This window comes from Hyphomicrobium sp. (genome assembly GCF_019744875.1).
GTDB lineage: Bacteria > Pseudomonadota > Alphaproteobacteria > Rhizobiales > Hyphomicrobiaceae > Hyphomicrobium_C.
In genome coordinates this window covers 1,011,811-1,037,151 of record NZ_JAIETU010000005.1, presented here as the reverse complement: position 1 = coordinate 1,037,151, position 25,341 = coordinate 1,011,811, and the positions used below count along the sequence as shown (strand labels likewise).

Below are 25,341 nucleotides of genomic sequence, written 5' to 3'. Positions count from 1 at the left end.
CCCGGATTTGGCCGATAAGCGCCCCACCATACTTCAGATCATTCCCGAGCTCGACACGGGCGGCGCCGAGCTTTCGGCCGTCGAAATCGCCGGCGCCATCGTCCGCGCCGGGGGCCGCGCACTGGTATTGTCCGAAGGCGGACGCCTGGCTCCGCGCATTTCGGCCGCCGGCGGAGAATTCATCCCGTTCGCCGCGGCGACCAAGAACCCGGCTCGCCTGCTGTGGAACGCGCGCCTGATCCGCCGCATGATCGCCGAAGAGGGCGTGGACCTCGTGCACGCCCGCAGCCGCGCGCCCGCCTGGAGCGCCATGCTGGGCGCCCGACGCGCCAACGTGCCCTTCGTCACCACCTATCACGGCGCCTACAATGAGCGCACGCGCCTCAAGCGCGCTTACAACGCCATCATGGCCAAGGGCGACGTCGTCATCGCCAACTCGCAGTACACCAAACGCCTGATCGAAGACCGCTACGGCACGCCATCCGAGCGCATTCGCGTGATCTACCGCGGCGTCGATGGCGAAAAATTCGACCCCGCCGCCGTGTCCGACAAGCGCAAGGCGGCGCTGCTGGCCCAATGGCGCGCAGCCCCGGGCGCATCGATCGTGCTGCAGCCGGCGCGTCTCACGTCGTGGAAGGGGCAGAGCACCGTCATCGAGGCCGCGCGCCTGCTCAAGGCGGACGGCCGCCTCGGCAACGTGCTGATCGTGCTCGCGGGCGACGCGCAGGGTCGCGACAGCTATCGCCAGCGGCTGGCGGACGAAATCCGCGCCGCCGGCCTCGACAACCACATCATCCTTCCCGGCCATGTCGATGACGTGCCCGCGGCCCTCGCCCTCTCCGACCTAGCCGTCGTCGCCTCCATCGAGCCGGAAGCCTTTGGCCGGGTCGCGACCGAGGCCCAGGCCATGGGCTGCCCGGTGATTGCGACAGACATCGGCGCGCCCCCCGAAACGGTCGCCGCCCCGCCGCGGTTCGGCCCCGCCGAGGCCACCGGCTGGCTGGTGCCGCCGGGCGACGCCCGCGCGCTTGCCGATGCGATGTCGCAAGCCCTCGGCATGAGCACCGAAGCCCGCGCCGCCCTGCGCGGCCGGTCCCGCGCTCGCGCCCTCGGCCACTTCGGCCTGGACAACATGCGCCTCGAAACGCTCGACGTGTATGACCGCCTCCTCGGAACAAATCTCAAAGCCGGCTACCGCTGATTTGCTTGGCCGATTTGTTGCCTCTGCGATCCAAGAGGCGGCTCCGCCTTGACTTGCAGCCGCATCTTTCCGACTTTCAGACACCCGTCCGCTGCCGGAATTCCCAGCAATCTAGGCCCTCCGTGCCATGAATCCGTTGTATTCCGACGGAAGCTGACTTAGCTATGGCCCGACTGACGAAACGATTTAAGGAGACTGATCATCCGCAAACCTATGCGAGGCGCCGTCGAGCGCGAGCCGACCGGCCCGAAGATCAACGATGCGATCCGGGCACGCGAAGTGCGGCTCATTGATGAAACCGGCCAGAATGTCGGTGTTGTATCCAAGGTTGATGCGATGGCCCGCGCGGAAGCTGCTGGGCTCGATCTGGTCGAGGTGTCACCTGACGCCGAACCGCCAGTTTGTAAAATTCTCGACTTCGGCAAGTACAAATATCAAGAACAGAAAAAAGCTGCCGAAGCACGCAAGCATCAGAAGATCGTCGAGATCAAAGAGATCAAGATGCGACCCGGCATCGATGATCACGACTACGACGTGAAGATGCGCGCGATCAAACGGTTCTTCGAGGAAGGCGACAAGGTCAAGGTCACGCTGCGGTTCCGCGGCCGTGAGATGGCGCATCAGCAGCTCGGCATGGCCGTGCTCGTCCGCGTCAAGACCGACACCGAACCAATCGCCAAGGTCGAGTCCGAGCCGCGCTTCGAGGGCCGCCAGATGGTGATGGTGCTGGCTCCGAAGTAGCAGGCATTTCCGGCACGCCGGATTTGAAAAAAGGGCGGCCGCACACGCGGACCGCCCTTTTCCTTTTTCGTGGGGGCCGATCAGTAAGCCTGCTGCACCTTCGACTTGTGCTGGTCCTGGCGCATCACCTTGCGCGTCCGGTCCCATTTTTCGCCATCGAGGTTTTCCGCGGCCTCCCGGCTCTTGGCTTCCAGCGCATCGAGCTTGGAGATCGAAGCCTTAGGCGCGGCCGCGCTACCCATCCCGAGCGAGCCCTTCTGCGTCGAGAGGTAGCTCGCGTTTTCCTCAAGCAGCTTGCGCGCGCCCGCCACATCGCCCTGGTCCCGCAGCTCCACGGCTCGTTCCGTGTTCTCCGTCGCCACCTGCTCCGTCACCTGGCTCATGACGCTCTTGTTGACGCTTCCGTCCGCGTCCTTCGCGTCATCGGTGAAGCGCGCCTTGACGCTGGCCTGCTTCGAGCCGCGCGAACCGCTGTCCATGTTCATGTAGTCGAGTTCGACGCTCGCGATATCCGCTTCCGAGCCGTCAACCCCGCGCGACGGCGGATCGAGTTCGACTACGACGTAGCGCTCGTTGTCGGCCTGAAGCTGGTTGAGCTTGAGCGTGATGCGGTTGCCCGAGATCTCGCCGTCCCGGCCCAGCACGCGCTTCGGCGTGAACCCGGCCTTGCACTCGATGGTGATGACGATATCGCGCGCCGCAATCGAAAGCGCATCGCCGAACTCGCGGTCGAACACCTCGGCAAGATCGCTCGGGCGCTCGACGAACACATGGTTGCCGTCGCTGGCCGCCGCGAGGCGCTGCATCAGGTCTTCGTTGTACTCAAGCCCGAGGCCGATGGTCGAAACGCTGATGCCCTTTCCGGCAAGCGCGCGCCCGAGTTCAGCCAGATCCCCAGGCGTGCTCGGACCCACGTTAGCCAGTCCGTCCGACAGCAGCACGACGCGGTTGACCTGCATATCGGAGCGGTAAGCCTTCACCTGCTCGCCGCCCTCCTTGACGCCGGCATAGAGCGCGGTCGTTCCGCTGGCACTGAGTTCGTCGATGGCCCGCTCGATCGCGTCGCGCTTGGAGCCGATCTTGTCGGCCTTTCGGTCAACGGACACCTCGTGATTGTAGGACACGAGCGCGGCGATATCGTCGCTGGCGAGTCGTTCGAGCGCGACATGCGCGCCCTTCTTCGCAGCCGCCAGGCGGTCGCCGCTCATGGAGCCGGACCGGTCGATCACGAGCGCGACGTTGATCGGCGGACGTTTCCGCTTCTCCGCTGCCGCAAGAGATTTGAGCGACAGGCGCAAGTAGACGCGGTCACGGCTCTTGCGCTCGATGGTGGACCGGCTGAGTTCTGCGCCGACCTGGATATCGGCGGCATGCGCGTTGTCGGAGGATGCGCCGCCAAAGAGGGCGGCCAGGGCAAAGAGAGAAGAAAGCGTCCGCACAGGTGACATTGGAAATCTCCTCATCAAATAAATGAGTACTCAGAATATTTGATGGGACCGGCGGAATGGTGCGGTTGCTGTGTCGGAACGGCGCAGCGCCGATGGCAAAAATAAGAAAAGCCCGCGTGAGGCAAACGCGCCACGCGGGCTTTTACCTAGAGTGCCGTCTGCGGCTCAGTTCAGCGTGCGCTTGGCATCGCCGCCTGCGACCTGCTGGGCGGGCGCGCGCGGCAGCTTGTGAAAGAGCACTTCGAGCAGCATCCAGTCGTTTGCGCTGCGGCGCGGATTGATCGCGAGATCGTTGGCCAGCGCCTGCGCCATCGCGAACAGCACCTGATCCTCTCGGCGCAGCGTACCCGACGCGGCATCCGGCTCGAGCGTATCGACGACGGATTGGATCGCGTCCTCGTAAGGCCCGTGCGGCAGCAGCATCACCACCGGCCAGCACTGGTCGATTTCATCGATAGCGGCGCGTAGCGTCTGCAGCTTCCATCCCGCGTTCCCCTGCAAGGCATCCTCTTCCTTGGCAAGGGCATGCTCGAAGACGCCGCGCGCATGCTCTTCCTTCTCCGCCAAAGCGCGGTCGAGCGCACGATGGTTGCCGCGCAGCGACTGGAACACCTTCGCGGCGGCCAGCGCCGCCATGTAGCCATCCTCGCCGATGTCGAGGACGTCTTCCGACCGGATGCCGAGCGGCGTCAGCAGCGCCGCAATCGCCGCCGCCCGCTCGTCGTCCGGATTGACGGCCTCATTCGCCTCCGGCCGCCGCTGCGTCTGGTCGACGATGGCGGGCCGCGGTGCTTTCTCCGGCGTGATGGACCCGCCCGCGCGCGCACCCTGGCGCGCGGCGATCGCGGGGCGCCGATCGAGCGACACGGCCTGCCCCCGTCCCACTTCGCGCGCACGGATGCGGGCCAGCGTCTTATAGAGATCCTTGTGCACGAAGTAGGTGTCGTCGCTCTTGGTGTCGCGCTGCACCACCGAGAACGTCGCACCGGTGTTCAACACGTTCAGGATCGCGGGGCGCGACTCGTCCAAAACGTCGTCGAGCGACAGCACCGACGTGAACCCCGTCGCCTTGATGTCATCGATCGGCACCAGCTCGCTCATCACCGCTGCGCAGGTTTCCCCGACATTCGGCAACAGCGCGACGACGATCTGGTCTTCGAGCTGATCCATCGTCATGCCGCGCGCGGCCTTCTCGGGGTTGGATTCCAGCTCCCGCTTGATGACGCTGTTGAGGAACTCCAACAGCTCCGAGCGCACGAGGAAGTGCCCAGGGTATTCGCCGCGCCGCACGGCGCCGATGATCGCGCCCGCGTTGAGCACATCGCGCACCTGAACCGCGGTCTCCGGATCGAGTTCGTGCAGCCGCACCTCGTTTGAATAGCCGTCCACGTTTTCGATCGGGTGCATGGACTGCCCGACGAGACGCGCCTTGCGGAACGTATCCGGCAGCAGCGCCGTCTCGATCATCGCGTTCAGCTCTTGCGAATTGCGCGCCTTGCGGCTCGGCACGTCCGACAGCGGCGAGCGCACGGCGTTGGCGCCGAACAGGCCGGTCATGAAGATCAGGCTGTCGATGCCGATTGCAATCGCAAGCGCCAGATAGGCGAGCCGGTTGCCGTCCTGGAACGCGTTGAGCGACACGACGAAGTTGTGCGCCTTGTCGTCGCGATTGAGATCGATGAACGACAGCCGCTCACCCATCACGTTGGCGTCACTGCTCGGCAGGCCGGAATCGCGCAGGCACTTGCGGCCAAACGACAGCAGCGGATCGACGCCGCCCGTCGTCGGTACCTTGTCGCCGCCCGCGCAGTTGGCCGCAAAGGCCTGCAGGCCGGCATTGAGCGTGAAGATCGCCGCGGCCGCTTCCACGGCCCGCTTGGGATCGCAATCGACGTTGCGCACGCGGTCCTTGGTCGCCGCGGTCGAGATCATCGCGTCGTAGAGTTGCGTGCAGTACTGATGCAGCGTGCTGAGATGCTCGGCGTCCGGCTGCTGGCGGAACCCGGCGCGCGCCTGCTCGAAGGCGGCCCGCACACGGGCCGGATCGACCTTCTGGCCTTCCTGGCCGAGCTGGGACGATTCCGCAGCCGCGATCCGCTGCTCGGCCGTCACGGCCTCGCCCTTGAGCTTGGCAAGCTCGCCATCGACACCCGCCAGCTCGCGCTCGATCTGCGTCACGCGCGTATCGACGGTCTCCAGGCGCTTCTGCGCGTCGCGCACGCGCTCCTCGCCGATTTTGTAGTACTCGCGCAGCCGGCTCATCTCGGCGACGCGCTCGCGGTAGATCGGCCCCTTGCCGGCCTTCAGGGATCCTTCGACGCCCTTGTCCTCGGCCATCGCCTCGACACGCTTGGCGTCGATCTCCTTGGCGCGCCCATCGAGTTCGCTCTTCTTGCCCGAATAGTCGGCGGCGAGCCCCGGCCGCTCGGCTTTGAGCCGCGACAGCTCATCCGTCAGCACCGTCTTCTTGTTCGCAAGCCCTGCCTGGCCGCTGGTGGCCGTGGCCACGCGCTCCTGCTGCTCGGCGATAGCCGAGCGGTGCGATTCCATCTGGCGCGTGAAATGCGCCTCGATCTCCTGTTCGGCGCCTTCGGAGGCACGCGAGAGATTGGCGAGCTGGCCTTCGTAGGCCGCCCAGCCTTCGCTCTGGAACAGCTTTTCGGCTTCCGTGATCCGCCGCGTGGAAATGGTCTCGCCGATATCGGCAACGACGCCCGCCACCTGGTTCTTGGTGCGGATCTCCGCCGCGCGCTCGCGCTGATCCTTCGGGAAGATGACGTTGAAGCGGCTGTCGAACGAGAAGAACACGCTCGTCGCCATGCAGGCGAGGAACATCACCCACAGCATCGAATTCTTGGCGACGATGCGCAAACCCTGCGCGTAGGGCTGGATGACGTCGCTCTTGGAGAACATCATGACGCCCGCGGTGACCAGCAGCAGCGCGCCCGCGCCCGCCGATCCGTAGAGCAACTGGTCGCTCGAGAAGCCTGCGTGCAGGATGGCGACCGCCGCCGCGATCACCAGCAGCGCCCCGCCGAGCACCGTCAGCGCCACCATTGGCGGGCTGACGCTGCGGCCGTGCCGGCCCTGCACCTGGTTCATGCCGGTGGCGAAGCTTTCGCCGATCAGCCAGGCCACGATCAGCATCACGCCATGAATGCCGAACGTGAACATCGCCGACAGCACGGATTCACCCGTGAAGTTCCGCATGCCGTCCCACGTCGTCCAGGCACCCGCCAGCGACAGGATGAGCGCGGAGCTGCCGATCAGGGCGAGGCGCCAGTTGGTGAACAGGGCGTGCTCGATCGCCGCCCACACCTTGGGAATGAGCCTGACGAGAACGCTCGCCACCCCGAGCACCACGAGGCCCATCATGATCCAGTTGGCGGCCTGCGGCAGCGAGACGTCCTGCGGCAGGCTTGGAAGTGAGGGCAGCGACTGAACAACCCCGTCGGCAGTGGCCTTGACGTCCCAGCCCATGTGTCGAAATCCTCGCTCGCGCGCGGGCCGTCGACAGCCTCCGCGCATTTTCTTGCCGCGGGCGACCGGTTCGCCGCGACGGCAATCGACTTATGTACAGTTCCAGCTATTCCCCAGCTTCATCGCGGCGGCATTGCGGCGTTTGAAGCACATGACGGCGATTTAATGTCGTTAATGGAAGACGAGCCCGGGCGCGGGAATCCGTCGCGAAGCCCCGCCGGTATTGGCTCCCACGCGGGCAACGCTCATTCACACGCGCCGCCAAACATCGGGCGGACTGCAATAAAACGACGCCGTAGACTTGCCCGCTGCCACGTTCTACCGCCGCAATACAGGCGTGATCCGCGCGCCGCCCACGCGATACACGGCTCTTCACGAGGTAGTCACTGCCCGCGAGCACATCCCGTGCGATTTTCCTGGGCAGCCGGGACCGTCATGATATCGTGTAACGGAAGGTCATCAGAAACGTCACGGGCCCCGATGTCTGACGTCGCACGCATCGCATTTCCTCCACCGGACAAGACGAACGGCAAACGCCTGGCAAAGGCGGTCGAGCGTGCGGGTGAGGAATTCGCCGCCAAGAACCTGCGCTTCACCAAGTTGCGCCAGATGGTCTACGAGGAAATCGCGGCCACCTACGCCTCGATCGGCGCCTACGAAATTCTCGCGCGGCTGGCCGACAAGGGCACGCGCGTCGCGCCCATCTCGATCTACCGCGCCATCGACGCCCTGCTCGAAGCGGGCGTCATCCACCGCCTCGAAAGCAAGAACGCGTTCTTTGCCTGCCGCCGGATGGATCATCGCACCGGGCGCCGTCCGCTGTTTCTCTCGTGCGAGAAATGCGGCGCCGTCGGCGAGGTGGACGGCCAGCACATCTTCGACCTGATCGGCGAAGCAGCCGTTGGCGCCAAGTTCCAGGCCCGTGTAAAGTTCGTGGAGGTCCAGGGCCTCTGTCCCCGCTGCGCAGCGGGGGGCGGAAAGGAATAGGCTAAATCCAGTATGACTGATCAGCGCCTCGGAGACACCGCGAGGGCTGGCGGCGCGTCCGCATCGCAGAGCCATGCCCACTCCCATGTACACACGGGCGCCTGCTGCGGCGGCCACGGCCCGGCCGCGAACCTGCCGCCCGATCCCAACGCCCTGATCAGCGCCCGCGGCCTCAAGGTCGTGCGCGGCGGGCGCACCATCCTGACCGACATCGACCTCGACATTCACTCGCGCGAGATCCTGACCCTGATCGGCCCCAACGGCGCCGGCAAGACCACGCTCGTTCGCACCCTGCTCGGCCTCGAACCACCCGACGGCGGCACGCTGCTGCGGCGGAAGAACCTCCGTGTCGGTTACGTTCCCCAGCGCTTCGATGTCGACAAGACCCTGCCCATGACGGTCGCGCGCTTCCTGACCCTGGGCGACACGTCGCGGAAATCGCGCGTCGACGGCGTGCTCGCCGAAGTGGGCGCCGAGCGCGTCGCGGGCCAGCAGTTGGCCGAGCTTTCGGGCGGCGAGCTGCAGCGCGTCGTGCTCGCCCGCGCGCTGTTGAACGACCCGGACCTTCTGGTGCTCGACGAGCCCGTGCGCGGCGTCGACTACGTGGGCGAAGCGGAGCTGTACGGGCTGATCGGCCGCCTGCGCGACGCGCGCGGCCTCGGCGTCATCCTGATCTCGCACGACCTGCACGTCGTCATGGCGCAGAGCGACCGCGTCATCTGCCTCAACCGCCATGTGTGTTGCTCGGGCGTGCCCGAGACGGTCGCGCAGCATCCGGAATACATGCGCCTCTTCGGCCCCGATCAGGCGCGCAACTTCGCCGTCTACCAGCACCACCACGATCATCGCCACGATCTGGCCGGCGACCCGGCGCCTGCCTCTGCAGGACACACCGCGCCTGTCGGCCGGAACACTCCCGCCGGAGGCAGCCCCCCTGCCGGAGGCAAGACGTGATCGAACTCGAGCCGTTTCTGCTCCGCGCCCTCGCCGCGTCGCTGGCGCTCGCCGTCGTCGCCGCCCCCTTGGGCTCCCTCGTCATCTGGAACCGGATGGCCTATTTCGGCGAGACGATCTCGCAGGCGAGCCTGATCGGCATCGCCCTCGGCCTGTTCCTCGGCATCGACATCACCGCCCCCGTCATCGCCGTCACGCTCGCGATGGCGGGACTGCTCATCCTGTTGTCGCGCCAGAAGGTCGTGCCGCTCGATGCCATCCTCGGCCTGATGCACCACGGTGCGCTCGCGCTCGGCGTCATCGCCACCATGCGGCTGAGCGGCCCCGGCGTCGATCTCATGGGCTATCTGTTCGGCGACGTGTTCGCCGTCACGACATCCGATCTCTACTGGGTGTTCGGCGGCGGCGCCCTGGTGCTGGCCGTGCTGTCGCGGCTCTGGCAGCCCATGCTGCGCCTCGCCGTGCACGAGGAACTGGCCTCCGCCGAAGGCGTCAACCGCAACGTCATCAAGGCGGTCTTCATCGTGCTGCTGTCGCTGACCATCGCCATCGCCATCAAGATCGTCGGCGCACTGCTCGTGATCGCGTTCCTGATCGTCCCGGCCGTGGCCGCCCGCCCGCTGTCGTCCACGCCCGAACGCATGGCCATCCTCGCCGCGCTGGTCGCCGTCGCCAGCGTGCTGCTCGGCCTTGGCCTGTCGGTCAATTTCGACGTCCCCGGCGGGCCCGCGATCGTGCTCGTGATGGCCCTGATTGCGGGCCTTTCCGTCGCCTCCGCGGCCCTCGGCAGGCGAACGTGACGTCCGGCCGCTGGCAGAGGTCACAATCCTCGATTAAATGAGAGCCTGGCGGTTGCCCGCAGCCTATCCCTGACGCTGGACTATCCCCGCCCCTGGATCGTGAACCGATGACCGACACGCCGAACACCCAAATCGCCCCGCGCCGCTGGTCCGTACCGGTCGACGTGGCGGGCGTCGTGGTGGGCGGCGCGAGCCCGGTCGTCGTCCAGTCGATGACCAACACGGACACGGCCGACATCCAGGGCACGATCGCCCAGGTCGCCGCATTGGCCCGCACCGGCAGCGAGCTCGTCCGCATCACCGTCGACCGCGACGAGGCCGCCAAGGCCGTGCCCCACATCCGCGACGGCCTTCTGAAGCGCGGCGTGCGCGTGCCGCTCGTCGGCGACTTCCACTACATCGGCCACAAGCTTCTCGCCGAAAACCCGGCCTGCGCCGAAGCGCTCGACAAATACCGCATCAATCCCGGCAACGTCGGCTTCAAGGACAAGAAGGACCGCCAGTTCGCCGACATCATCGACATCGCGCTGAAGCACGACAAGCCGGTGCGCATCGGCGTCAACTGGGGCTCGCTCGACCAGGAGCTGCTCACCCGCCTGATGGACGAGAACGCAAACTCGGCCGCGCCCAAGGATGCGCGCCAGGTCATGCACGAAGCCATCGTGCAGTCAGCGCTGCTCTCGGCGGAGCTGGCTGAAAAGCTCGGCATGGGCGCCGACAAGATCATCCTCTCCGCCAAGGTCTCGGCGGTGCAGGACCTGATCGCAGTCTATCGCATGCTGGCGGCGCGCTGCCGCTACGCGCTGCACCTGGGCCTGACGGAAGCCGGCATGGGCTCGAAGGGCATCGTCGCCTCCACGGCCGCGCTCGGCGTCGTGCTGCAGGACGGCATCGGCGACACCATCCGCATTTCGCTGACGCCGGAGCCCGGCGGCGACCGCACGCTCGAAGTGAAGGTCGGCCAGGAAATCCTCCAGACCATGGGGCTGCGGACATTCGTGCCCGTCGTCGCCGCCTGCCCGGGCTGCGGCCGCACCACGTCCACCGTATTCCAGGAGCTCGCCCGCGACGTCGAGGACATGATCCGCGACCGCATGCCGGACTGGAAAGTCCGCTACCCCGGCGTCGAGACGCTGACCTTCGCCGTCATGGGCTGCATCGTGAACGGCCCGGGGGAATCGAAGCACGCCGACATCGGCATCTCGCTGCCCGGCACCGGAGAAAGCCCCGCCGCGCCCGTCTTCATCGACGGCAAGAAGGCCATGACCCTGCGCGGGCCCAACATCGCCGCCGACTTCAAGACCCTGGTGGAAGACTACATCGAGCGCCGCTTCGGCGTCGGCGCGAAGCGCGAGACGACCGAGACCGCGGTCTAACGCACGCCCACCGCCCCGATCGGTGCACTTGAGGCAGCGCACCACAGGATGTCGCATGCTCTCACGCCGATCGTCGTTGCGCCCACCCCCCGCTGGGCCCATAGTCCGCCCATGACAGAAAAATATTCAGCTGCCGGATGGGTCGTCCAACTTTCGATCCCGGGAAAAGCCGTCCAAGGCGATCAATGGCGCGGCCCCGCCCTGACGGACGCCCCCACCTTCCAGTTCTACAACGTCGCCGTCGCTGCCAGCGACATGGCGATCGAGGCGGCTCGCAAGAAGGCCGGCGCCGCCGAAGATGCGCCGATGACGGCGGTTCGTCGTCTGTCGCCGTCGGAGGTCGCCCACGTCGGCCTCAAAACCGGCGAAGCCCGCCTCGCCTGATCCGGCGCGTCGCGCCCCCATCGCACGCGAAGCGAGCGCCGTAAGCTCCCCGAAAGCTTGGCCGCTTACCGCTAGATCCGTGCAGCGTCGCGTGCTCCCGGAGCACGAACGCCCGTTTGCGTCTGAGTTGCATCGACCCACAGTGCTTCCGGAAACGTGTGGAGCGCCATGGCGACGCCATGCGGTCCCGGCCGTCCGGTCCGAAGCACGCTCAAACAAAGCGCGCGCATGCTCAAAACCCTCGAAAATCGCGGCTCGCTGAGAGCCATGTACGAGACGATGGCGCTGATCCGTGCGGTCGAGACCAGTCTCCTGGACCTGTTCGGCAAGGGCAAGCTGCGCGGCACCGTGCACACCGGCATTGGCCAAGAGGCCATCGCCGCCGGCGTCATCGCCGCCCTCGATCTCGATCGCGACGTGATCTGCTCCAACCATCGCGGCCACGGCCACTACCTCGCCTACTGCGGCGACGCCAAAGGCCTGATCGCGGAAATCATGGGGCTGCCCCAGGGCGTCTGCCGCGGCGTTGGCGGCAGCCAGCACCTGCACAACCGCAACTTCTATTCGAACGGCATCCTCGGCGGCATGGCGCCCGTTTCTGTCGGCATGGCCATGGCCGAGAAGACCGCCAAATCCGGCGCCATCGTCGTCCAGTTCGCCGGTGACGGCGCGCTCGCCGAAGGCGCGTTCTACGAGAGCTTCAACATCGCCGCCCTTTGGAAGCTGCCCTACCTGCTGGTCGTCGAAGACAACGGCTACGCCCAGAGCACGCCGAAAGCCCTCGAGCAGGCCGGCCGCTTAGCGGACCGCCCGAAGCCGTTCGGCATTCCGGTGACCGAAGCCGACGGCAACGACGCCGAAGCCGTGTACGAGGCCGCCGAAGCCCTTATCGAACGCATCCGCTCGGGCGAAGGTCCCGGCGCGCTTTACTGCACCACGTATCGCCTCGCGCCCCACTCGAAGGGCGACGACATCCGCGACAAGCAGGAAATCGCCGACGCCTGGACGCACGAGCCGATGGTCCGCGCCCGCAACAAGCTTCCATCCGAGTTCTGTGACGCCGTCGACCAGTCGGTCGCAGCCCACGTCCGCGATATCATCGAAGCCCTCGCGTGAGGTTCGAGACGCTAGAGGCTCAGGCGAACTCCGAGATCGAGACATCAGCATGACAGCCCACACGCCAGCCCAAGCCGCCCCGTCCGCAACCTATCTGCAGAGCCTCAACCGCGGCCTGCACGCGGCGATGGAAGCGGATACGCGCGTTCATTTCGCGGGCGAGGACATCCTCGATCCCTACGGCGGCGCGTTCAAGGTCTCGGCGGGTCTCTCGACACGCTTCCCCGAGCGCGTCCACACGACGCCGATCTCCGAAGGCGCGATCACCGGCCTCGCCAGCGGCATGGCATTGCGCGGCTTGAAGCCCGTCGTCGAGATCATGTTCGGCGACTTCCTGACGCTGACGTTCGACCAGATCCTCAATCACGCCGTGAAGTTCGGCGCCATGTACGGCCAGGACGTGCCCGTGCCGATGGTGATCCGCACGCCCATGGGCGGCCGGCGCGGCTATGGCCCGACGCACAGCCAGAGCATCGAGAAGCACTTCTGCGGCATCGCGGGTCTCAAGATCATCTCCCCGTCGCACGTGCACGGGCCCGGCGATCTGCTCGGCCACGCCATTGCGAGCGAAACCCAGCCCGTACTCTTCATCGAGTACAAGGCGCTCTACCCGCTGCCGCTGTTCACGGGCAGCGACAGGCTGACCGTCGAGCCCAGCGCCGAGCCCTACGCGACGCGCATCGTACGCAATTTCGAAAGCGGCGAACCGGATGTCGTGCTGATCGGTTATGGCGGTGTCGCGCCCCTGATGCTCGAAGTGGCCGAGAGGCTTGCGGACGAGGAGATCAACATCTCCGTCGTGCTGCCCGCCGTCATCTCGCCGCTCGATATCGCGCCCATCGCCCGCGAGGTCGCCCGCGCCCGGCGCGCGATTGTCGTCGAGGAAGGCACGGCAGGCTTCGATTGGGGCGCCGAGGTCGCGGCGCGCCTGCATGAGACGCTGTTCGGCAAGCTCGACCGTCCCGTGCGCCGCCTGACCTCGCAGCCCGCGATCATCCCGACGTCCAAGGACGGCGAAACCGCAGCCCTGATCGGCACCGACGACATCGAGGCCGCCGTCTACGAGGAACTCGAATAAATGATCCACGTGATGCGTATGCCCGGCATCAATGCCAACGAAGACAGCGCCATTCTCGTGCGCTGGATGGTGGACGAAGGCGCCGCGGTCAAAAAAGGCCAGTTCGTCTGCGAGGTCGAGACCACCAAGAGCACGGTCGAGGTCGAGGCCGAGGCGGACGGCTACCTCGTGCCCATCGCGCCCCCGGGAGTGAGCCAGCAGGTCGGCGCGCCCATCGCAGTCATCAAGGCCGATCTCGCCGCCGACCACTCCGCTCTGCTTGCCGCCGACGGCTCACCGGCCAAAGGCGAAGCCGACAAGCGCTGGACCAAGAAAGCCGCCATCGTCGCCCGCCGTCTCGGCATCGATATCGACGCGCTGGCCAAGCAGAAGCCCGGCACGACGCTCACGGAAGCGGACGTGCTCGCCGCCCAATCCGGCGCACCGGGCGAAGCCCCGCCTGCCGCATCCTCGGCCCAGACCGCACCGTCCGTTTCAGCCCCAGCCGCGCCGGTCGCCCCACGGGCCTATCTCGGCATCGGCCAGCATTTCGAGCGCGTACTCCTGATCGGCGGCGCGAGCGGCGCAGGTGCCATCGCCGTCGAGGCGATCCTGCGCACATCCCATCAGCGCCCGGCGGGCATCATCGACACCAACCCAAAGACGCACGGCCAAATCGTGCACGGCGTCCCGGTTCTTGGCGACCGCACGTCCATTCCTGCGCTCTGGAACGAAGGCCGCTTCGACGGCGCCATCATCCTGTTCACCGACGACATCGACGACCGCGCCGAGCTGTTCAACGCGCTTATCGCCGAAGGCGTGCGCATGACGAACGTGATCGACCCGTCGGTCTCCATCCGCTCAGACGTCAAGATGGGTGTCGGCAACACCATCATGTCGAACGGCTTCATCGCCGCCGGAGCCGAGATCGGCAACAACAACTTCTTCGCCAGCCACAACGTGATCGAGCATCACAGCACGGTCGGCGACCACAACGCCTTCGGACCGCGCTGCACCGCCTGCGGCCGCGTCACCATCGGCAGCTTCATCCGCTTCGGCATGCACGTCGGCATCGAGCCGTATCTCTCGATCGGCGACCGCTGCATCATCGCCTCGGGCACAACGCTGACGAGCTCCGTCCCGGCGAACACCATCGTCAAGGCGCGCTCGACCAACGAATTCCGCCAACGCTGACGCCATCCTCCGGTCCTCAAAGAGACCGTCGCGAAGTGCGCGACGGTATTCCTCCCCCCTTTGTGGGGGAGGGTAGGAGGGGGTGATTCCGCAGCAGTTCTTGCGAGAAGAGGGCCGGGCTACCGGTCGCGCCGGGCCACGAAGCGCGCCGCCTCGATAAGCGTCGCCGCGCGCGCGCCGAACGGCGCCAGCGCATCGACCGCCGCCTGCTCGGTGCGGGCAAGCTCGGCGCGAGCCTTCTCGATCCCGAGCAACGACACAAGCGTGGCCTTGCCCGCATCCGCGTCCTTGCTCACGGCCTTGCCGACGGTTGCTGCATCCCCTTCCGCATCGAGCAGGTCGTCGGCGATCTGGAATGCAACGCCGATGTGATGCCCATAGGCGCTGAGCGCGGCGCGCTGCTCGGGGCTCGCGCCGCCCAGCATGCCGCCGGCTTCGGCCGCGAAACGGATCAGCGCCCCCGTCTTGAGGCTCTGCATGTGCAGGATCGCATCCACGGTCTGCGGGATGCCAGCGGGGAGCCGCTCCGCCTCGAGGTCGAGCGCCTGCCCGCCCACCATGCCGGCCGCACCCGCCGCTTTCGCGAGACCCGTGATCAGACCCAGCCGGATGGCCGGGTCTGAATGCGTCTCGGGAGCCGCCAAGATTTCGAAAGCGAGCGTCAGAAGCGCGTCGCCGGCCAGAATGGCGGTCCACTCGTCGAAGGCGGCCCAGACGGACGGTTGTCCGCGCCGCACCCGGTCGTTATCCATGGCCGGCAGATCGTCATGGACGAGCGAGTAACAGTGGACGCATTCGAGCGCGACCGCGGTATCCAAAGCCTGGGCGTCGGAGAGCCCGAAAAGTGCCGCACTTTCAAGAACAAGAAATGGCCGGAACCTTTTTCCTCCGCCGAGCGTCGCGTGATGAACGGCGTCAAGAAGGCGTCCGGGGACTGCGCCGTCCCCACCGGAGTGTTGAGGAGATGCACCAGCAAGCGTGCCGATGCGGCCGGCCGTTAGCCCTGCGATCTGATCGAGTCTTTGCGCGAAGGTCATAGACGAAGTACCTAGACTGTCCGAGGAAACCGGCGAGTGGCGCGGGATATAGCATTCGTGGCCGACAAGGACACCCGTGACGACCTGGGCGCATACGGCGACCCGATCCCGGTAGCGGATGTTCCCCCCTCCGAGGGCGGACCTGTGACCCGCGATCCTGCGCCCGCATCCCGGACGCCCGAAGCCAGCACGGCCGAATCCAGCATACCCAAGACATCCGAAGCGCCGCCCGCCCCGCATAGCCTGACGCTCCGGGCCGACGCGCTCACTCCTACCGAAACTTTCGCCGCCGCGAGCCCCGAGCCCCAGGACGCTCCGGACCTGCCCGAGCCCACCGAGCAAGCATTCGAGCCGAGCCCGGTGCTCGAGGCAGTCCCGGCAGCAATGCCGGAAGCGGCGACAGACCCGCTCCCGGCGCCGGCCGCCGACGACCACGGCGACACCAACGGGGCCTGGCGCACGGCAATTGCCGATGCCCTTTTCGAACCGGCGCCGCCCCCGGAACCGGAGACCCAGCCTTCGGACGAAGCACGCCCCGGAAGCCTGCCGCTCCACGCGCGCGCCTCGATCGAGCTCCTGCCCGAGCGCCCAGCGCCCGCAATCCAGCCCGAACACCCGCCGCAGGCCACGGAGCCCGCCCGCGAACAGCCTGCCGAGCAGAGCGACGCCAACTTCACGGCCGCCGCCCAGGATCTCTTTCGCCCGCCCGAAATCGACCGCGACCCGCACCTGATCACCCTCGGTCGGCGCCTCGATCCGTCGTTGCGCATTCCGCGCCCCGTGGCGCCGGTCATCGCGCCGCGCCCGGGCGTTGAAACGCGCTACGAGCCCGATCCCGAGACGGACGTTCGCCCGACGTGGAAAACGGGCACCTGGCGCGACCGTCTCTGGATCGCGGGCCGCTACGCGGCGTATGCGGCCGGCGGCTACCTCGCGCTCGTGCTTGTGCTCATCGTGCTGTTCCGCTTCGTGAATCCGCCCGGCTCGATGCTGATGCTGACGAAGCTGCTGACCGGCAATTCCGTCGACCGGACGTGGGTGCCGCTCGACCAGATCTCCCCCAATCTTGTGCGCGCGGTCATCGTCTCGGAAGACGGCCGCTTCTGCGAGCACAGCGGCATCGACACGGTCGCGATCAAGGACGCCATCGAGAAGGCGTCGGGCGGCATCCCGCGCGGCGCCAGCACCATCTCGATGCAGGTCACCAAGAACCTCTTCCTCTGGAACGCCAAGAGCTACATCCGCAAGGTCATCGAGATTCCGTTGACCCTGGTGATGGAAATCGTCTGGCCGAAGCGGCGCATCCTCGAGATGTATCTCAACATCGCTGAATGGGGTCCGGGCGTATTCGGCGCCGAGGCCGCAGCCCGGCACCATTTCAACAAGCCCGCCTACCGCCTCAACGAGCGTGAGGCGGCCCTGCTGGCGGCGGTACTGCCCAACCCCGTGCGCCGCGACGCGGGATCTCCTAACACGGTGACCTCCAGCAAGGCCCGCGTCGTCCAGTCTCGCGTGAAGGCCTACGGCGCCATTGCCGCCTGCGTTGTCGGCAACCAGCCGCGTGCCGCAGCCTCGCCCGAGCCCGCCGCGGCACAGGGCAACACCACCGCGACGCCGCGCAACCAGCAGCCCGCCCGCAAGGCCACCCCGCAGCGCAAGGCCCCCCGCCGCGAGACCATCGAAGACTGGGGCGCCTCCGTTCGAATGGGCCCGCAGTAAGGGGCCGCCAACGCGGTCACCGGGATTTGCCCTCTAGCGCCAATGCGGGATTGCCGCTATAAGGCCGCCAACTTTGGGTTTGGAGCCTGCGGCGCCCGATCGACCGGTTGGCGTCGCATTTTGCTGTTGGCATCGCCCGAAACGCCCATTCGACGACATAGGCACCCCTGCGCGGCGCCCATTTATTGGAGTTAACCAATGGCAGTTCCTAGGAAAAAGACCTCTCGCATGAAGAAGGGCCAGCGCCAGTCGCACGACGCGCTCAGCCGCCCGGCTTATGTCGAGGACAAGGACAGCGGCGAGCGTCGTCGTCCCCACCACATCGACCTCAAGACCGGCAAGTACAACGGCCGCCAAATTCTCGCGCCGAAGGCCGAGGCGTAAGCGCCTCCTTCGTCAGCGACGAACGATCCAAAACCGCGATGCAGGCACCCGCTTGCATCGCGGTTGCGTATTCGGCGCATCGCTCGATGCCTCCCCAGCAAACGCAGTAGCGAACCCCTCGTGGTCCGTCGCATTCTTTCCACGGATAGGGTACAAGGCTGCCGTGGGCCCACCAGGAGAGAGCCATGTCGCTGAGAGCCATTCCGCTTACCTTCTTTGTCTTCATTCTCTACAACGTCCTTGTACTGTTCTCCGGATCGGCCGGCACCGAAGGTGGCGACGGCGCAGCAGCGGCACGCGCGCTCCTGGCAACTGAGATCTTCGGCATCCCCATGATCAGCGGCGCCACCTGGTCCTTCACCTGGGGCGACCTGATCCTCACCATCACGCTGTTCGTGCTGTTCGCCGAAATCCTGAAAGCCACCTACACGTCGACCTCCTCGCTGGTCGATCACGGCCTCTCGATGCTGGTCTTCATTGCAGCCCTGATCGAGTTCATCGTCGTGCCGCAGGCGGCCACGTCGGTGTTCTTCCTCGTGCTGGTCGCACTGCTGGTGGACGTCATCGCAGGCTTCACGATCGGCATTCGCGTTGCCAAGCGCGACATCGGCTTCGGCTCGAGCGACAACTGAAATCAACCGCACGATAAGGCGCTGCTGAATGACGCTACAGCGGCCCAATACAAACGAAACGAGCGCGGCCGCAGTGCGGAACGCGCTCGACAACGGCCTGCTGGCCCTCGTTTTCCAACCGATCCTCGACGCGCAGACCGGAGCGATTGCCTCTTACGAGGGGCTGCTCCGCCTGCGCGCCGGCGACGGCACGTTGCAGTCGGCGACAGACCTGATCGAAAGCGCCGAGCGCGAGAACCTCATCCAGCACATCGATTGCCGTGTGCTTGAGATGGGTCTGGCGCTCCTGCGCCGCTATCCGGGCCTTGTCCTGTCGCTCAACGTCTCGAGCCTGACGGCCGGCGATAGAGATTGGCTCGCCCTTCTACGAACGCTGGCGGCCGCCACTCCTGACCTCACGCCGCGCCTCACGATCGAAATCACCGAAACCGCGATGATCCGGGACATTGCGCAGGTCGCCGCCTTCGTCGACGACGTACGCGCGCTCGGCTGCCGCGTCGCCATCGACGATTTCGGCGCGGGCTACACGTCGTTCCGCCACTTGAAGGCGCTGCACATCGACGTTCTCAAAATCGATGGCGCGTTCATCTCCGATCTGCCGAATGACCCGCAGAGCCAGATCATCACCAAATCGATGATCGAAATGGCCCACAACATGGGGCTGAAGACGGTAGCTGAGTGGGTTGGCAATGCCGCCGCTGCAGAATTCCTGCGCGACGCGGGCGTGACCTACCTGCAGGGATTTTTCTACGGACCGCCGATGGACGCCGAGAAGCTCGGCGAGATCCAGGCGCTCGCGCCCGGCAAAGCGCCGCTTTGAGCGCCCGCCCATTGACGGCGCCGCCGTCGAATAGCCTTAACGGCGCCTCCGGTGAAATGCCTTAGTCGCGGTTGCGCGCCAGCCGCTCGATGCGCTGCTGCATGGCGTCGAGCTGCGCCTTGAGCTCGTCGATCTCGGCACCGCTCTTCGGTGTTTCTGCGACCCCACCGGTATTCCCGGCAGCTTCGCGCGCAGCCGTCGCCTCGTCGCGATCGGCCTGAGCCTGGAACTTGGCGGCCCCACCGAACGAGGTCCACATGCTCATGGCCTGCTCGAACATCGCCATGTTCTTGCGGGCCTGGTCTTGGTACGCCTCGAAGGCCGCCGCCGGGTTCGAGAACGCACTTGCGAACATGGTCCGGAACTTCTCCTGCTCCTTGACAAGATTCTCAAGGCTGAACTGGAGATAGCTCGGCACCATCGAGCCGATGTTGTCGTCGTAGAAGCGGATGAGCTGGCGCAGGAACGGGATCGGCAGCAGCGTCTGGCCGCCCTCGCGGCTTTCCTGCTCGACGATGATCTGGGTCAGCACGGCATGGGTGAGGTCATCGCCGGACTTCGCGTCGTAAACCACGAAGTCCTTATCTTTGCGAACCATCTGCGCGAGGTCGTCGAGGGTCACGTACGTGCTGGTCTCGGTATTGTAGAGACGCCGGTTCGCGTACTTCTTGATGACGACGGCTTCTTTCTTTTCGGAGCCTACGTCAGATTTGTTGAGCATCGCCTGGGCCATCAAACTCACACCTGTTTGCAGTGCGTCATCGTAGCACAGCCGGGAGAGGCGCTACCAGACCTAACTGCATATCAGCCCAGCAACATCCGGCGGAAAGACCTAATTGCACGCCACGACACGCTGCTGCTATCGTCAAAATTAGGGCCGCCCCAAACTTCGATGCATGTCGAACGCGGCCTGCTGATCCAAGTCAAGAAACGACCGAATCCCCCCAGGAGGAGCACCAATGAGTGCGGAGAACACGACCATCGTCATCGCCAGCGCCGCCAGAACGCCGGTGGGGTCTTTCAATGGCGCGCTCGGCAGCCTGCCGGCTCACGAGCTCGGCAAAGTCGCAATCACCGCCGCGCTCCAGCGCGCGGGCGTCCAGCCCGGTGAAGTGTCCGAGGTCATCCTCGGTCAGGTGCTGACGGCCGGCCAGGGTCAGGGTCCCGCTCGCCAGGCATCGATCGCGGCCGGCATTCCGGTCGACGCGCCCGCCTGGAGCCTCAACCAGATTTGCGGCTCCGGCCTTCGCGCCGTCGCCCTCGGCATGCAGCAGATCAAGAACGGCGATGCCGCCATTGTCGTTGCCGGTGGCCAGGAGAGCATGAGCCGCTCGATGCACGCCGCGCACATGCGCGACGGCACCAAGATGGGCGACGTCAAGTTCGTCGACACCATGGTCAAGGACGGCCTCTGGGACGCCTTCAACAACTACCACATGGGCACGACCGCCGAGAACGTCGCCAAGCAGTGGCAGATCACGCGCGCCGAGCAGGACGCGTTCGCGACCGCCTCGCAGAACAAGGCTGAAGCCGCTCGCAAGGCCGGCAAGTTCAAGGACGAGATCGCGCCCGTCACCGTGAAGGGCAAGAAGGGTGATGTCATCGTCGACACCGACGAGTACATCAAGGACGGCGTGACGGCGGATAGCCTCGCCAAGCTGCGCCCCGCCTTCGATCCGAAGGAAGGCACCGTCACGGCGGCCAACGCCTCGGGCATCAACGATGGCGCCGCCGTCGTCGTTCTCATGACCGAAGCGGAAGCCAAGAAGCGTGGCATCAAGCCGCTCGCACGCATCGCGTCGTGGGCGACTGTCGGCGTCGATCCGTCGATCATGGGCACGGGCCCCATCCCGGCGTCGAAGAGGGCGCTCGAGAAGGCCGGCTGGACGGTGCAGGATCTCGATCTGATCGAAGCCAATGAAGCCTTCGCCGCCCAGGCGCTCAGCGTCAACAAGGGCCTCGGCCTCGACGCCGACAAGGTGAACGTCAACGGCGGCGCCATCGCCATCGGCCATCCGATCGGCGCATCGGGCGCGCGCATCCTGACGACGCTGCTGTACGAAATGCAGCGCCGCGACGCCAAGAAGGGCCTCGCCACGCTGTGCATCGGCGGCGGCATGGGCGTTGCCATGTGCCTGGAACGCGACTGAGTTTAGGAGCCCCTCCCTACCCGTAGGGAGGGGCTTTCTTCCAGCCCGTTTGGCCAGGTTACCCCTGCCCTGTTGCCCTGCTTCACTTTGCTCGCTTCCCGCGCCCCATGCGGGAGCCTACTGACCTCACCGACAAATCAATCAGAAACCTGCTCTAGGGAGTTTGCACTCATGACCCGCGTCGCGCTCGTAACCGGAGGCACGCGTGGCATTGGCCACGCCATTTCCGTCGCATTGAAGAACAAAGGCTACCGCGTCGCGGCAACCTATGCCGGCAATGACGCCGCCGCCCAGCAGTTTCAGGTTGAGACCGGCATTCCGGTCTACAAATTCGACGTCGCTGATTTCGACGCCTGCGCCGCGGCCATCGCCCGCGTGGAGAAGGAAGTCGGCCCCGTCGACGTGCTCGTGAACAACGCCGGCATCACCTGGGACGGCATGTTCCACAAGATGACCCGCGAGCAGTGGGACAAGGTCATCGGCACCAACCTCAACGGCCTCTTCAACGTCACGCGCCAAGTGTGGGAAGGCATGCGCGCCCGCAAGTTCGGCCGCGTCATCAACATCTCGTCCATCAATGGCCAGAAGGGCCAGATGGGCCAGGTGAACTACTCGGCCTCCAAGGCGGGCGACATCGGCTTCACCAAGGCACTCGCCCAGGAAGGCGCCAAGGCAGGCATCACCGTCAACGTCATCTGCCCCGGATACATCGCCACCGAAATGGTCAAGGCCGTGCCGAAGGAAGTCCTCGAAAAGAACATCCTGCCGACCATCCCCGTCGGCCGCCTCGGCGAGCCGGAGGAGATCGCACGTTGCGTGGCCTTCCTCGCCGCCGACGACGCCGGCTTCATCACCGGCGCGACGCTGACTGCCAACGGCGGCCAGTACCTCGCGAGCTGATTGCGACGGACGTTTAAAGACGGACGCTTCAAATCGAAAAGGCCGCGGAGGGAAACCTCCGCGGCTTTTTTATTGGCTGAGCCTCGTCTCCCGCCGCGTCGCGCGCGTTCCCGCAAACACCACCGAGCAAAGAAAAACCGGCAGCGAACGCGTCGCTGCCGGCTGAAATTTCACCTGAGCAATGGCTGCGCCTAGCCCCGCAGACGCGAGCGCACGATGCGCGGGAATTCCTCGTCCGGTTCGTTCCCGAACGACGAGCCGAGGTTCGGCGCAGCCGGCGCATGCGAACCGCCAGCAGGAGCCGACCAGCGGTCTCCGCCCTGCGGCGGCGCAGGAGGAGCGTAGCTCGGCTGCTGAGGTTGCGGCTGCTGCGGCCGCGACGACTGAGGCGGTGCCGCCTGCGCGGTGCGCTGCGACGGCGGCGCGCCGCCGAACCACGCATCGATCAGGTCGATCTCTTCAGCCGAGAGGTTGAGCCCCTGCGACCTGCAGCGCGCGACCACGAAGTTGCGGAAGCGGCTGGCGAACAGGTTCGCCGACGCACCCTGCTCGAACCACGGATCCGGCTCGCTCACGACTTCGAGCACGAAGCGCACGTCGTCGCGACGCACGTCGAGGCCCATCTCGCGGGCGCGCTGGCCGATGTTGACCAGCGTCTGCTGCCCAGACAGGTTGTTGGTGGAGATTTCCTCCGCCATCACTTCGAACAGCACGCGATATTCCGGCGGCGACAGCGGCGGCGCCTGGCAGGCCTCGTGAATCCGCGCGATCGACTGCTGGATCTGCGACGCCTGATCCGCTCCGCGCGGAGGCTGCGGCGCACCGGCACGCGCGTACCCTTGTGCGCCGAACTGCTGCGAACCGGCGCCCTGCTGCGAAGCAGCCAGCGGCGGCGCGGCGGGCTCGGGAGCCTGCGGGCGCGACGGCGCACCGAGCTGCGGCCGCTCCGGCGGCGGCGTGAAGTAGCCGGACTGGCCGTAGGAGGGAGCAAGCGGCTCATGCCGCGGAGCCTGTGCCTCATGACGCTGCGGCTGCGCCTCGTGGCGCGAAGCCTGCGGCTCAAGGCGCGGCGGCAGCGAACGATCGACCGGCGGCAAATCCGGACGGCGCTCAGCCACCGGGCGGCGATCGCCGATCTCGCTGCGAGTCTCGCGAGGCAGCGCATAACGCGGTTCGTCGAAGCGCGGAGCCTCGGCGCGCTCGTTCATGCCGCGCTCCGGCGCGCGAGGATCTGGGCGCTGCGGCGCGTAGCTCGGCTGTTCCAGCCGCGGCTCGCGCGCGTAGTCCGAACGCGCATCCGGCTGGCGAACCGGCGGCTGCTCCTTGTAGCGCGCCTCCTGAACGGGCGGCTGCGGCGCCGCAATCGGAGCCTCAGCACGCGGCTCGCGCGTGATCTGCGGCTGCGTGCGCACATCAACCTCGCGCCCGATCTGGCGCGACGGCTCGTAAGCAAAGTACGGCGGCTCGGCCGACAGCTTGACGTCCTGCGGCAGACCCTTGGTGAGCAGGTCGCGGAAGCTTCCCGCTCCACCCCAACCGGAACCCACGGTCTTGTCGTGACCCAGCACGCGCACCGCGCGATCCGCCAGCGCCTCGAGCGGAACCGGCTGCTGTGCGGCGCGCACGGTCCCCACCACTTCGGCAACGATGGATTTCCGCATCGCTTCGAGATCGGCCGACGTCGGCGCGCGCAGCTCGCCACCCGCGCGCGGCTCGGCATCCAGACGGCCTTCGAGCAGCAGCGTGATGAGGTCGGCTTCGCGGATCTCGCCATCGCTGATGGCGGTGTAGGGCTGCGCCGTGTGGTCGTTCGCAAACACCACCGTGCGGCGGGCATGCGCGCGCAGGCGATGCAGCACGGGCGTGAAGTCCGCGTCGCCCGAAAGCAGGATGAACTCCTCGAAGCGCGTTTCGTGGGTCAGCATGTCGCGAACATCCATCACCATGCGGATGTCTGCGGAGTTCTTGAGCTGAGCCGTCAGCGGCGGGCAGTCGATGACTTCGAAGCCGGCGCGCAGGAAGTGATGCCGCACGAACGGAAACGAGTTCATGTCGGTCGAGTTGTCGCTCGCATTGCGGCGCGGAACAGGATTTCCGTAGCACCGGCTCATGACGATCCGGCGTGGCTGGGAGAAGCTCGTCCCCTGCGTCGGCGTGATCAGCCGGCCATTTTCGATTTCACGCAGCCACAGCGCCGCGTCCTTGGCGAACCGCTTGGCTGCCTCTTCGTTCTTCCGTTTCAGCGACAGGTAGATGTTGTCGTAATCGACAAATACCGTACTGAGAACAGCCCCGGTGGACTCCACCCTCATATTCTGCAACCCCCGCTGCGCGCACACTTTTCCGATTGAGATTTACTGTTTACGAGTCGGGTTTCAGCGGCAAGCGTAGCGCGGACGCGCTCCCCGGGAATCACAGGTCACGAAGGAAAAACAGGGCCTTAGCACGCCCATCTTGACGCAATGAATGGTGGAAAACTTTTCGCCCCTGGCAATTGGCGCTCAGCCCGCTGGCAATGCGATCGCAGGCTCGAAATCCGCCGGCGCCATCTCGAAGCCCTCGAAGCGAAACGCGGGCGACACGGTGCAACTGACCAGCGTCCAATCGCCGAGCGACCAAGCCTGTTGCCAATGCCCCTTCGCGACCACCCCTTGCGGCCGCTCACCCGCAAGCACATTCGGGCCGAGCCGCTCCGCGATGCCCGCTCCCGCGGGCGGCGCGGTCGCGAGCATCAGGGGTGCGCCCGCATGCCAGAGCCAGATTTCAACAGCGTCCACGCGATGCCAGCGCGACACCTCGCCCGCCTTGAGCAGAAAGTAGATCGCGGTCGAATGCCCGCGTCCCTCATGCCCCTCGGGATCCCGGAACGTTTCCTTGAAATAGCCGCCTTCGGGATGCGGTGCTAGGTCGAGCGCGGCGATGATCTCGTCAGCGGTCATGGGAGAGGCCTTCGAAGGGCTG

General features: G+C 66.2%; 22 protein-coding genes. 16 read left to right on the top strand and 6 right to left on the bottom strand.

The genetic code is table 11. From position 1 onward, the window contains the following. Positions 1–7 precede the first annotated feature (7 nt). Together K2Y42_RS14855 and infC are read left to right on the top strand one after the other, a co-directional pair. A complete protein-coding gene (locus K2Y42_RS14855; RefSeq protein WP_291153943.1) occupies positions 8–1,201 on the top strand; it encodes a glycosyltransferase family 4 protein in 1,194 nt (397 codons plus the stop codon). Between the two features lie 213 nt (positions 1,202–1,414). Beyond that, positions 1,415–1,942: a translation initiation factor IF-3 gene (infC, locus tag K2Y42_RS14850; protein WP_291153942.1), complete on the top strand. Its 528-nt coding sequence runs from the start codon at positions 1,415–1,417 to the stop codon at positions 1,940–1,942. 80 nt (positions 1,943–2,022) lie between these two features. Here the strand turns inward: infC and K2Y42_RS14845 are convergent, their stop codons facing one another. After that, entirely contained in the window at positions 2,023–3,390 is a 1,368-nt protein-coding gene (locus K2Y42_RS14845) for a VWA domain-containing protein (protein ID WP_291153941.1), read from the bottom strand. Between the two features lie 165 nt (positions 3,391–3,555). After that, positions 3,556–6,870, bottom strand: coding sequence for a hypothetical protein (locus K2Y42_RS14840; RefSeq protein WP_291153940.1), 3,315 nt, complete (start codon positions 6,868–6,870; stop codon positions 3,556–3,558). A 480-nt stretch (positions 6,871–7,350) separates the two neighbouring features. On the opposite strand from K2Y42_RS14840, the gene K2Y42_RS14835 reads away from it, so the two are divergent. The 8 genes from K2Y42_RS14835 to K2Y42_RS14800 all read left to right on the top strand — a co-directional run bounded on the left by K2Y42_RS14835 (position 7,351) and on the right by K2Y42_RS14800 (position 14,738). After that, positions 7,351–7,857: a transcriptional repressor gene (locus K2Y42_RS14835; protein ID WP_291153939.1), complete on the top strand. Its 507-nt coding sequence runs from the start codon at positions 7,351–7,353 to the stop codon at positions 7,855–7,857. Between the two features lie 12 nt (positions 7,858–7,869). After that, on the top strand, positions 7,870–8,811 hold the full coding sequence (locus tag K2Y42_RS14830; protein WP_291153938.1) for a metal ABC transporter ATP-binding protein: 942 nt from the start codon (positions 7,870–7,872) through the stop codon (positions 8,809–8,811). Then, positions 8,808–9,611 carry a metal ABC transporter permease gene (locus tag K2Y42_RS14825; RefSeq protein ID WP_291153937.1) on the top strand — a complete coding sequence of 268 codons (804 nt, stop codon included), beginning with the start codon at positions 8,808–8,810 and terminating at the stop codon, positions 9,609–9,611. Before K2Y42_RS14830 ends, K2Y42_RS14825 begins: the two co-directional genes overlap by 4 nt. A gap of 107 nt (positions 9,612–9,718) precedes the next feature. Next, positions 9,719–10,987, top strand: a complete 1,269-nt coding sequence (gene ispG, locus K2Y42_RS14820; protein ID WP_291153936.1) for a flavodoxin-dependent (E)-4-hydroxy-3-methylbut-2-enyl-diphosphate synthase — start codon at positions 9,719–9,721, stop codon at positions 10,985–10,987. Between the two features lie 111 nt (positions 10,988–11,098). Further along, on the top strand, positions 11,099–11,371 hold the full coding sequence (locus tag K2Y42_RS14815; RefSeq protein WP_291153935.1) for a hypothetical protein: 273 nt from the start codon (positions 11,099–11,101) through the stop codon (positions 11,369–11,371). A 228-nt stretch (positions 11,372–11,599) separates the two neighbouring features. Then, positions 11,600–12,487, top strand: a complete 888-nt coding sequence (locus K2Y42_RS14810) for a thiamine pyrophosphate-dependent dehydrogenase E1 component subunit alpha (protein WP_291153934.1) — start codon at positions 11,600–11,602, stop codon at positions 12,485–12,487. A gap of 49 nt (positions 12,488–12,536) precedes the next feature. Next, positions 12,537–13,565 carry a transketolase C-terminal domain-containing protein gene (locus tag K2Y42_RS14805; protein ID WP_291153933.1) on the top strand — a complete coding sequence of 343 codons (1,029 nt, stop codon included), beginning with the start codon at positions 12,537–12,539 and terminating at the stop codon, positions 13,563–13,565. Further along, entirely contained in the window at positions 13,566–14,738 is a 1,173-nt protein-coding gene (locus tag K2Y42_RS14800) for a biotin/lipoyl-containing protein (protein ID WP_291153932.1), read from the top strand. A gap of 119 nt (positions 14,739–14,857) precedes the next feature. Here the strand turns inward: K2Y42_RS14800 and K2Y42_RS14795 are convergent, their stop codons facing one another. Continuing rightward, positions 14,858–15,775 carry a polyprenyl synthetase family protein gene (locus tag K2Y42_RS14795; protein ID WP_291153931.1) on the bottom strand — a complete coding sequence of 306 codons (918 nt, stop codon included), beginning with the start codon at positions 15,773–15,775 and terminating at the stop codon, positions 14,858–14,860. Between the two features lie 36 nt (positions 15,776–15,811). Between K2Y42_RS14795 and mtgA the strand changes: the two genes are divergently transcribed. From mtgA to K2Y42_RS14775, 4 genes are all read left to right on the top strand, one after another. Continuing rightward, the gene (gene mtgA / locus K2Y42_RS14790) at positions 15,812–17,494 is read left to right on the top strand and encodes a monofunctional biosynthetic peptidoglycan transglycosylase (protein ID WP_291153930.1); all 1,683 of its coding nucleotides are present in this window, start codon (positions 15,812–15,814) and stop codon (positions 17,492–17,494) included. A 198-nt stretch (positions 17,495–17,692) separates the two neighbouring features. After that, positions 17,693–17,878: a 50S ribosomal protein L32 gene (rpmF, locus tag K2Y42_RS14785; RefSeq protein WP_291153928.1), complete on the top strand. Its 186-nt coding sequence runs from the start codon at positions 17,693–17,695 to the stop codon at positions 17,876–17,878. 185 nt (positions 17,879–18,063) lie between these two features. Beyond that, the gene (locus K2Y42_RS14780) at positions 18,064–18,510 is read left to right on the top strand and encodes a hypothetical protein (protein ID WP_291153927.1); all 447 of its coding nucleotides are present in this window, start codon (positions 18,064–18,066) and stop codon (positions 18,508–18,510) included. Positions 18,511–18,538: 28 nt separating this feature from the next. Continuing rightward, on the top strand, positions 18,539–19,330 hold the full coding sequence (locus K2Y42_RS14775) for an EAL domain-containing protein (RefSeq protein ID WP_291153925.1): 792 nt from the start codon (positions 18,539–18,541) through the stop codon (positions 19,328–19,330). Between the two features lie 61 nt (positions 19,331–19,391). Here K2Y42_RS14775 and phaR read toward each other — a convergent pair whose 3' ends face one another. Beyond that, positions 19,392–20,063 carry a polyhydroxyalkanoate synthesis repressor PhaR gene (phaR, locus tag K2Y42_RS14770; RefSeq protein WP_291153923.1) on the bottom strand — a complete coding sequence of 224 codons (672 nt, stop codon included), beginning with the start codon at positions 20,061–20,063 and terminating at the stop codon, positions 19,392–19,394. 226 nt (positions 20,064–20,289) lie between these two features. On the opposite strand from phaR, the gene K2Y42_RS14765 reads away from it, so the two are divergent. Then, positions 20,290–21,480 carry an acetyl-CoA C-acetyltransferase gene (locus K2Y42_RS14765; RefSeq protein WP_291153921.1) on the top strand — a complete coding sequence of 397 codons (1,191 nt, stop codon included), beginning with the start codon at positions 20,290–20,292 and terminating at the stop codon, positions 21,478–21,480. Positions 21,481–21,651: 171 nt separating this feature from the next. Beyond that, entirely contained in the window at positions 21,652–22,380 is a 729-nt protein-coding gene (gene phbB, locus K2Y42_RS14760) for an acetoacetyl-CoA reductase (RefSeq protein ID WP_291153919.1), read from the top strand. A 191-nt stretch (positions 22,381–22,571) separates the two neighbouring features. On the opposite strand, the gene K2Y42_RS14755 is transcribed toward phbB, so the two are convergent. Beyond that, positions 22,572–24,692 carry an NYN domain-containing protein gene (locus K2Y42_RS14755; RefSeq protein WP_291153918.1) on the bottom strand — a complete coding sequence of 707 codons (2,121 nt, stop codon included), beginning with the start codon at positions 24,690–24,692 and terminating at the stop codon, positions 22,572–22,574. 189 nt (positions 24,693–24,881) lie between these two features. After that, complete coding sequence (locus tag K2Y42_RS14750; RefSeq protein WP_291153916.1) at positions 24,882–25,319, bottom strand: cupin domain-containing protein; 438 nt, start codon at positions 25,317–25,319, stop codon at positions 24,882–24,884. Positions 25,320–25,341: the final 22 nt, after the last annotated feature.

Bases quoted from the DNA above. Each gene is read 5' to 3' on its own strand.
- infC (WP_291153942.1), top strand. From the start codon at position 1,415: ATGCGAGGCGCCGTCGAGCGCGAGCCGACCGGCCCGAAGATCAACGAT.
- K2Y42_RS14845 (WP_291153941.1), bottom strand. From the start codon at position 3,390: ATGTCACCTGTGCGGACGCTTTCTTCTCTCTTTGCCCTGGCCGCCCTC.
- K2Y42_RS14840 (WP_291153940.1), bottom strand. From the start codon at position 6,870: ATGGGCTGGGACGTCAAGGCCACTGCCGACGGGGTTGTTCAGTCGCTG.
- K2Y42_RS14835 (WP_291153939.1), top strand. From the start codon at position 7,351: ATGTCTGACGTCGCACGCATCGCATTTCCTCCACCGGACAAGACGAAC.
- K2Y42_RS14830 (WP_291153938.1), top strand. From the start codon at position 7,870: ATGACTGATCAGCGCCTCGGAGACACCGCGAGGGCTGGCGGCGCGTCC.
- ispG (WP_291153936.1), top strand. From the start codon at position 9,719: ATGACCGACACGCCGAACACCCAAATCGCCCCGCGCCGCTGGTCCGTA.
- K2Y42_RS14815 (WP_291153935.1), top strand. From the start codon at position 11,099: ATGACAGAAAAATATTCAGCTGCCGGATGGGTCGTCCAACTTTCGATC.
- K2Y42_RS14810 (WP_291153934.1), top strand. From the start codon at position 11,600: ATGCTCAAAACCCTCGAAAATCGCGGCTCGCTGAGAGCCATGTACGAG.
- K2Y42_RS14805 (WP_291153933.1), top strand. From the start codon at position 12,537: ATGACAGCCCACACGCCAGCCCAAGCCGCCCCGTCCGCAACCTATCTG.
- K2Y42_RS14800 (WP_291153932.1), top strand. From the start codon at position 13,566: ATGATCCACGTGATGCGTATGCCCGGCATCAATGCCAACGAAGACAGC.
- K2Y42_RS14795 (WP_291153931.1), bottom strand. From the start codon at position 15,775: ATGACCTTCGCGCAAAGACTCGATCAGATCGCAGGGCTAACGGCCGGC.
- rpmF (WP_291153928.1), top strand. From the start codon at position 17,693: ATGGCAGTTCCTAGGAAAAAGACCTCTCGCATGAAGAAGGGCCAGCGC.
- K2Y42_RS14780 (WP_291153927.1), top strand. From the start codon at position 18,064: ATGTCGCTGAGAGCCATTCCGCTTACCTTCTTTGTCTTCATTCTCTAC.
- K2Y42_RS14775 (WP_291153925.1), top strand. From the start codon at position 18,539: ATGACGCTACAGCGGCCCAATACAAACGAAACGAGCGCGGCCGCAGTG.
- phaR (WP_291153923.1), bottom strand. From the start codon at position 20,063: ATGGCCCAGGCGATGCTCAACAAATCTGACGTAGGCTCCGAAAAGAAA.
- K2Y42_RS14765 (WP_291153921.1), top strand. From the start codon at position 20,290: ATGAGTGCGGAGAACACGACCATCGTCATCGCCAGCGCCGCCAGAACG.
- phbB (WP_291153919.1), top strand. From the start codon at position 21,652: ATGACCCGCGTCGCGCTCGTAACCGGAGGCACGCGTGGCATTGGCCAC.
- K2Y42_RS14755 (WP_291153918.1), bottom strand. From the start codon at position 24,692: ATGAGGGTGGAGTCCACCGGGGCTGTTCTCAGTACGGTATTTGTCGAT.
- K2Y42_RS14750 (WP_291153916.1), bottom strand. From the start codon at position 25,319: ATGACCGCTGACGAGATCATCGCCGCGCTCGACCTAGCACCGCATCCC.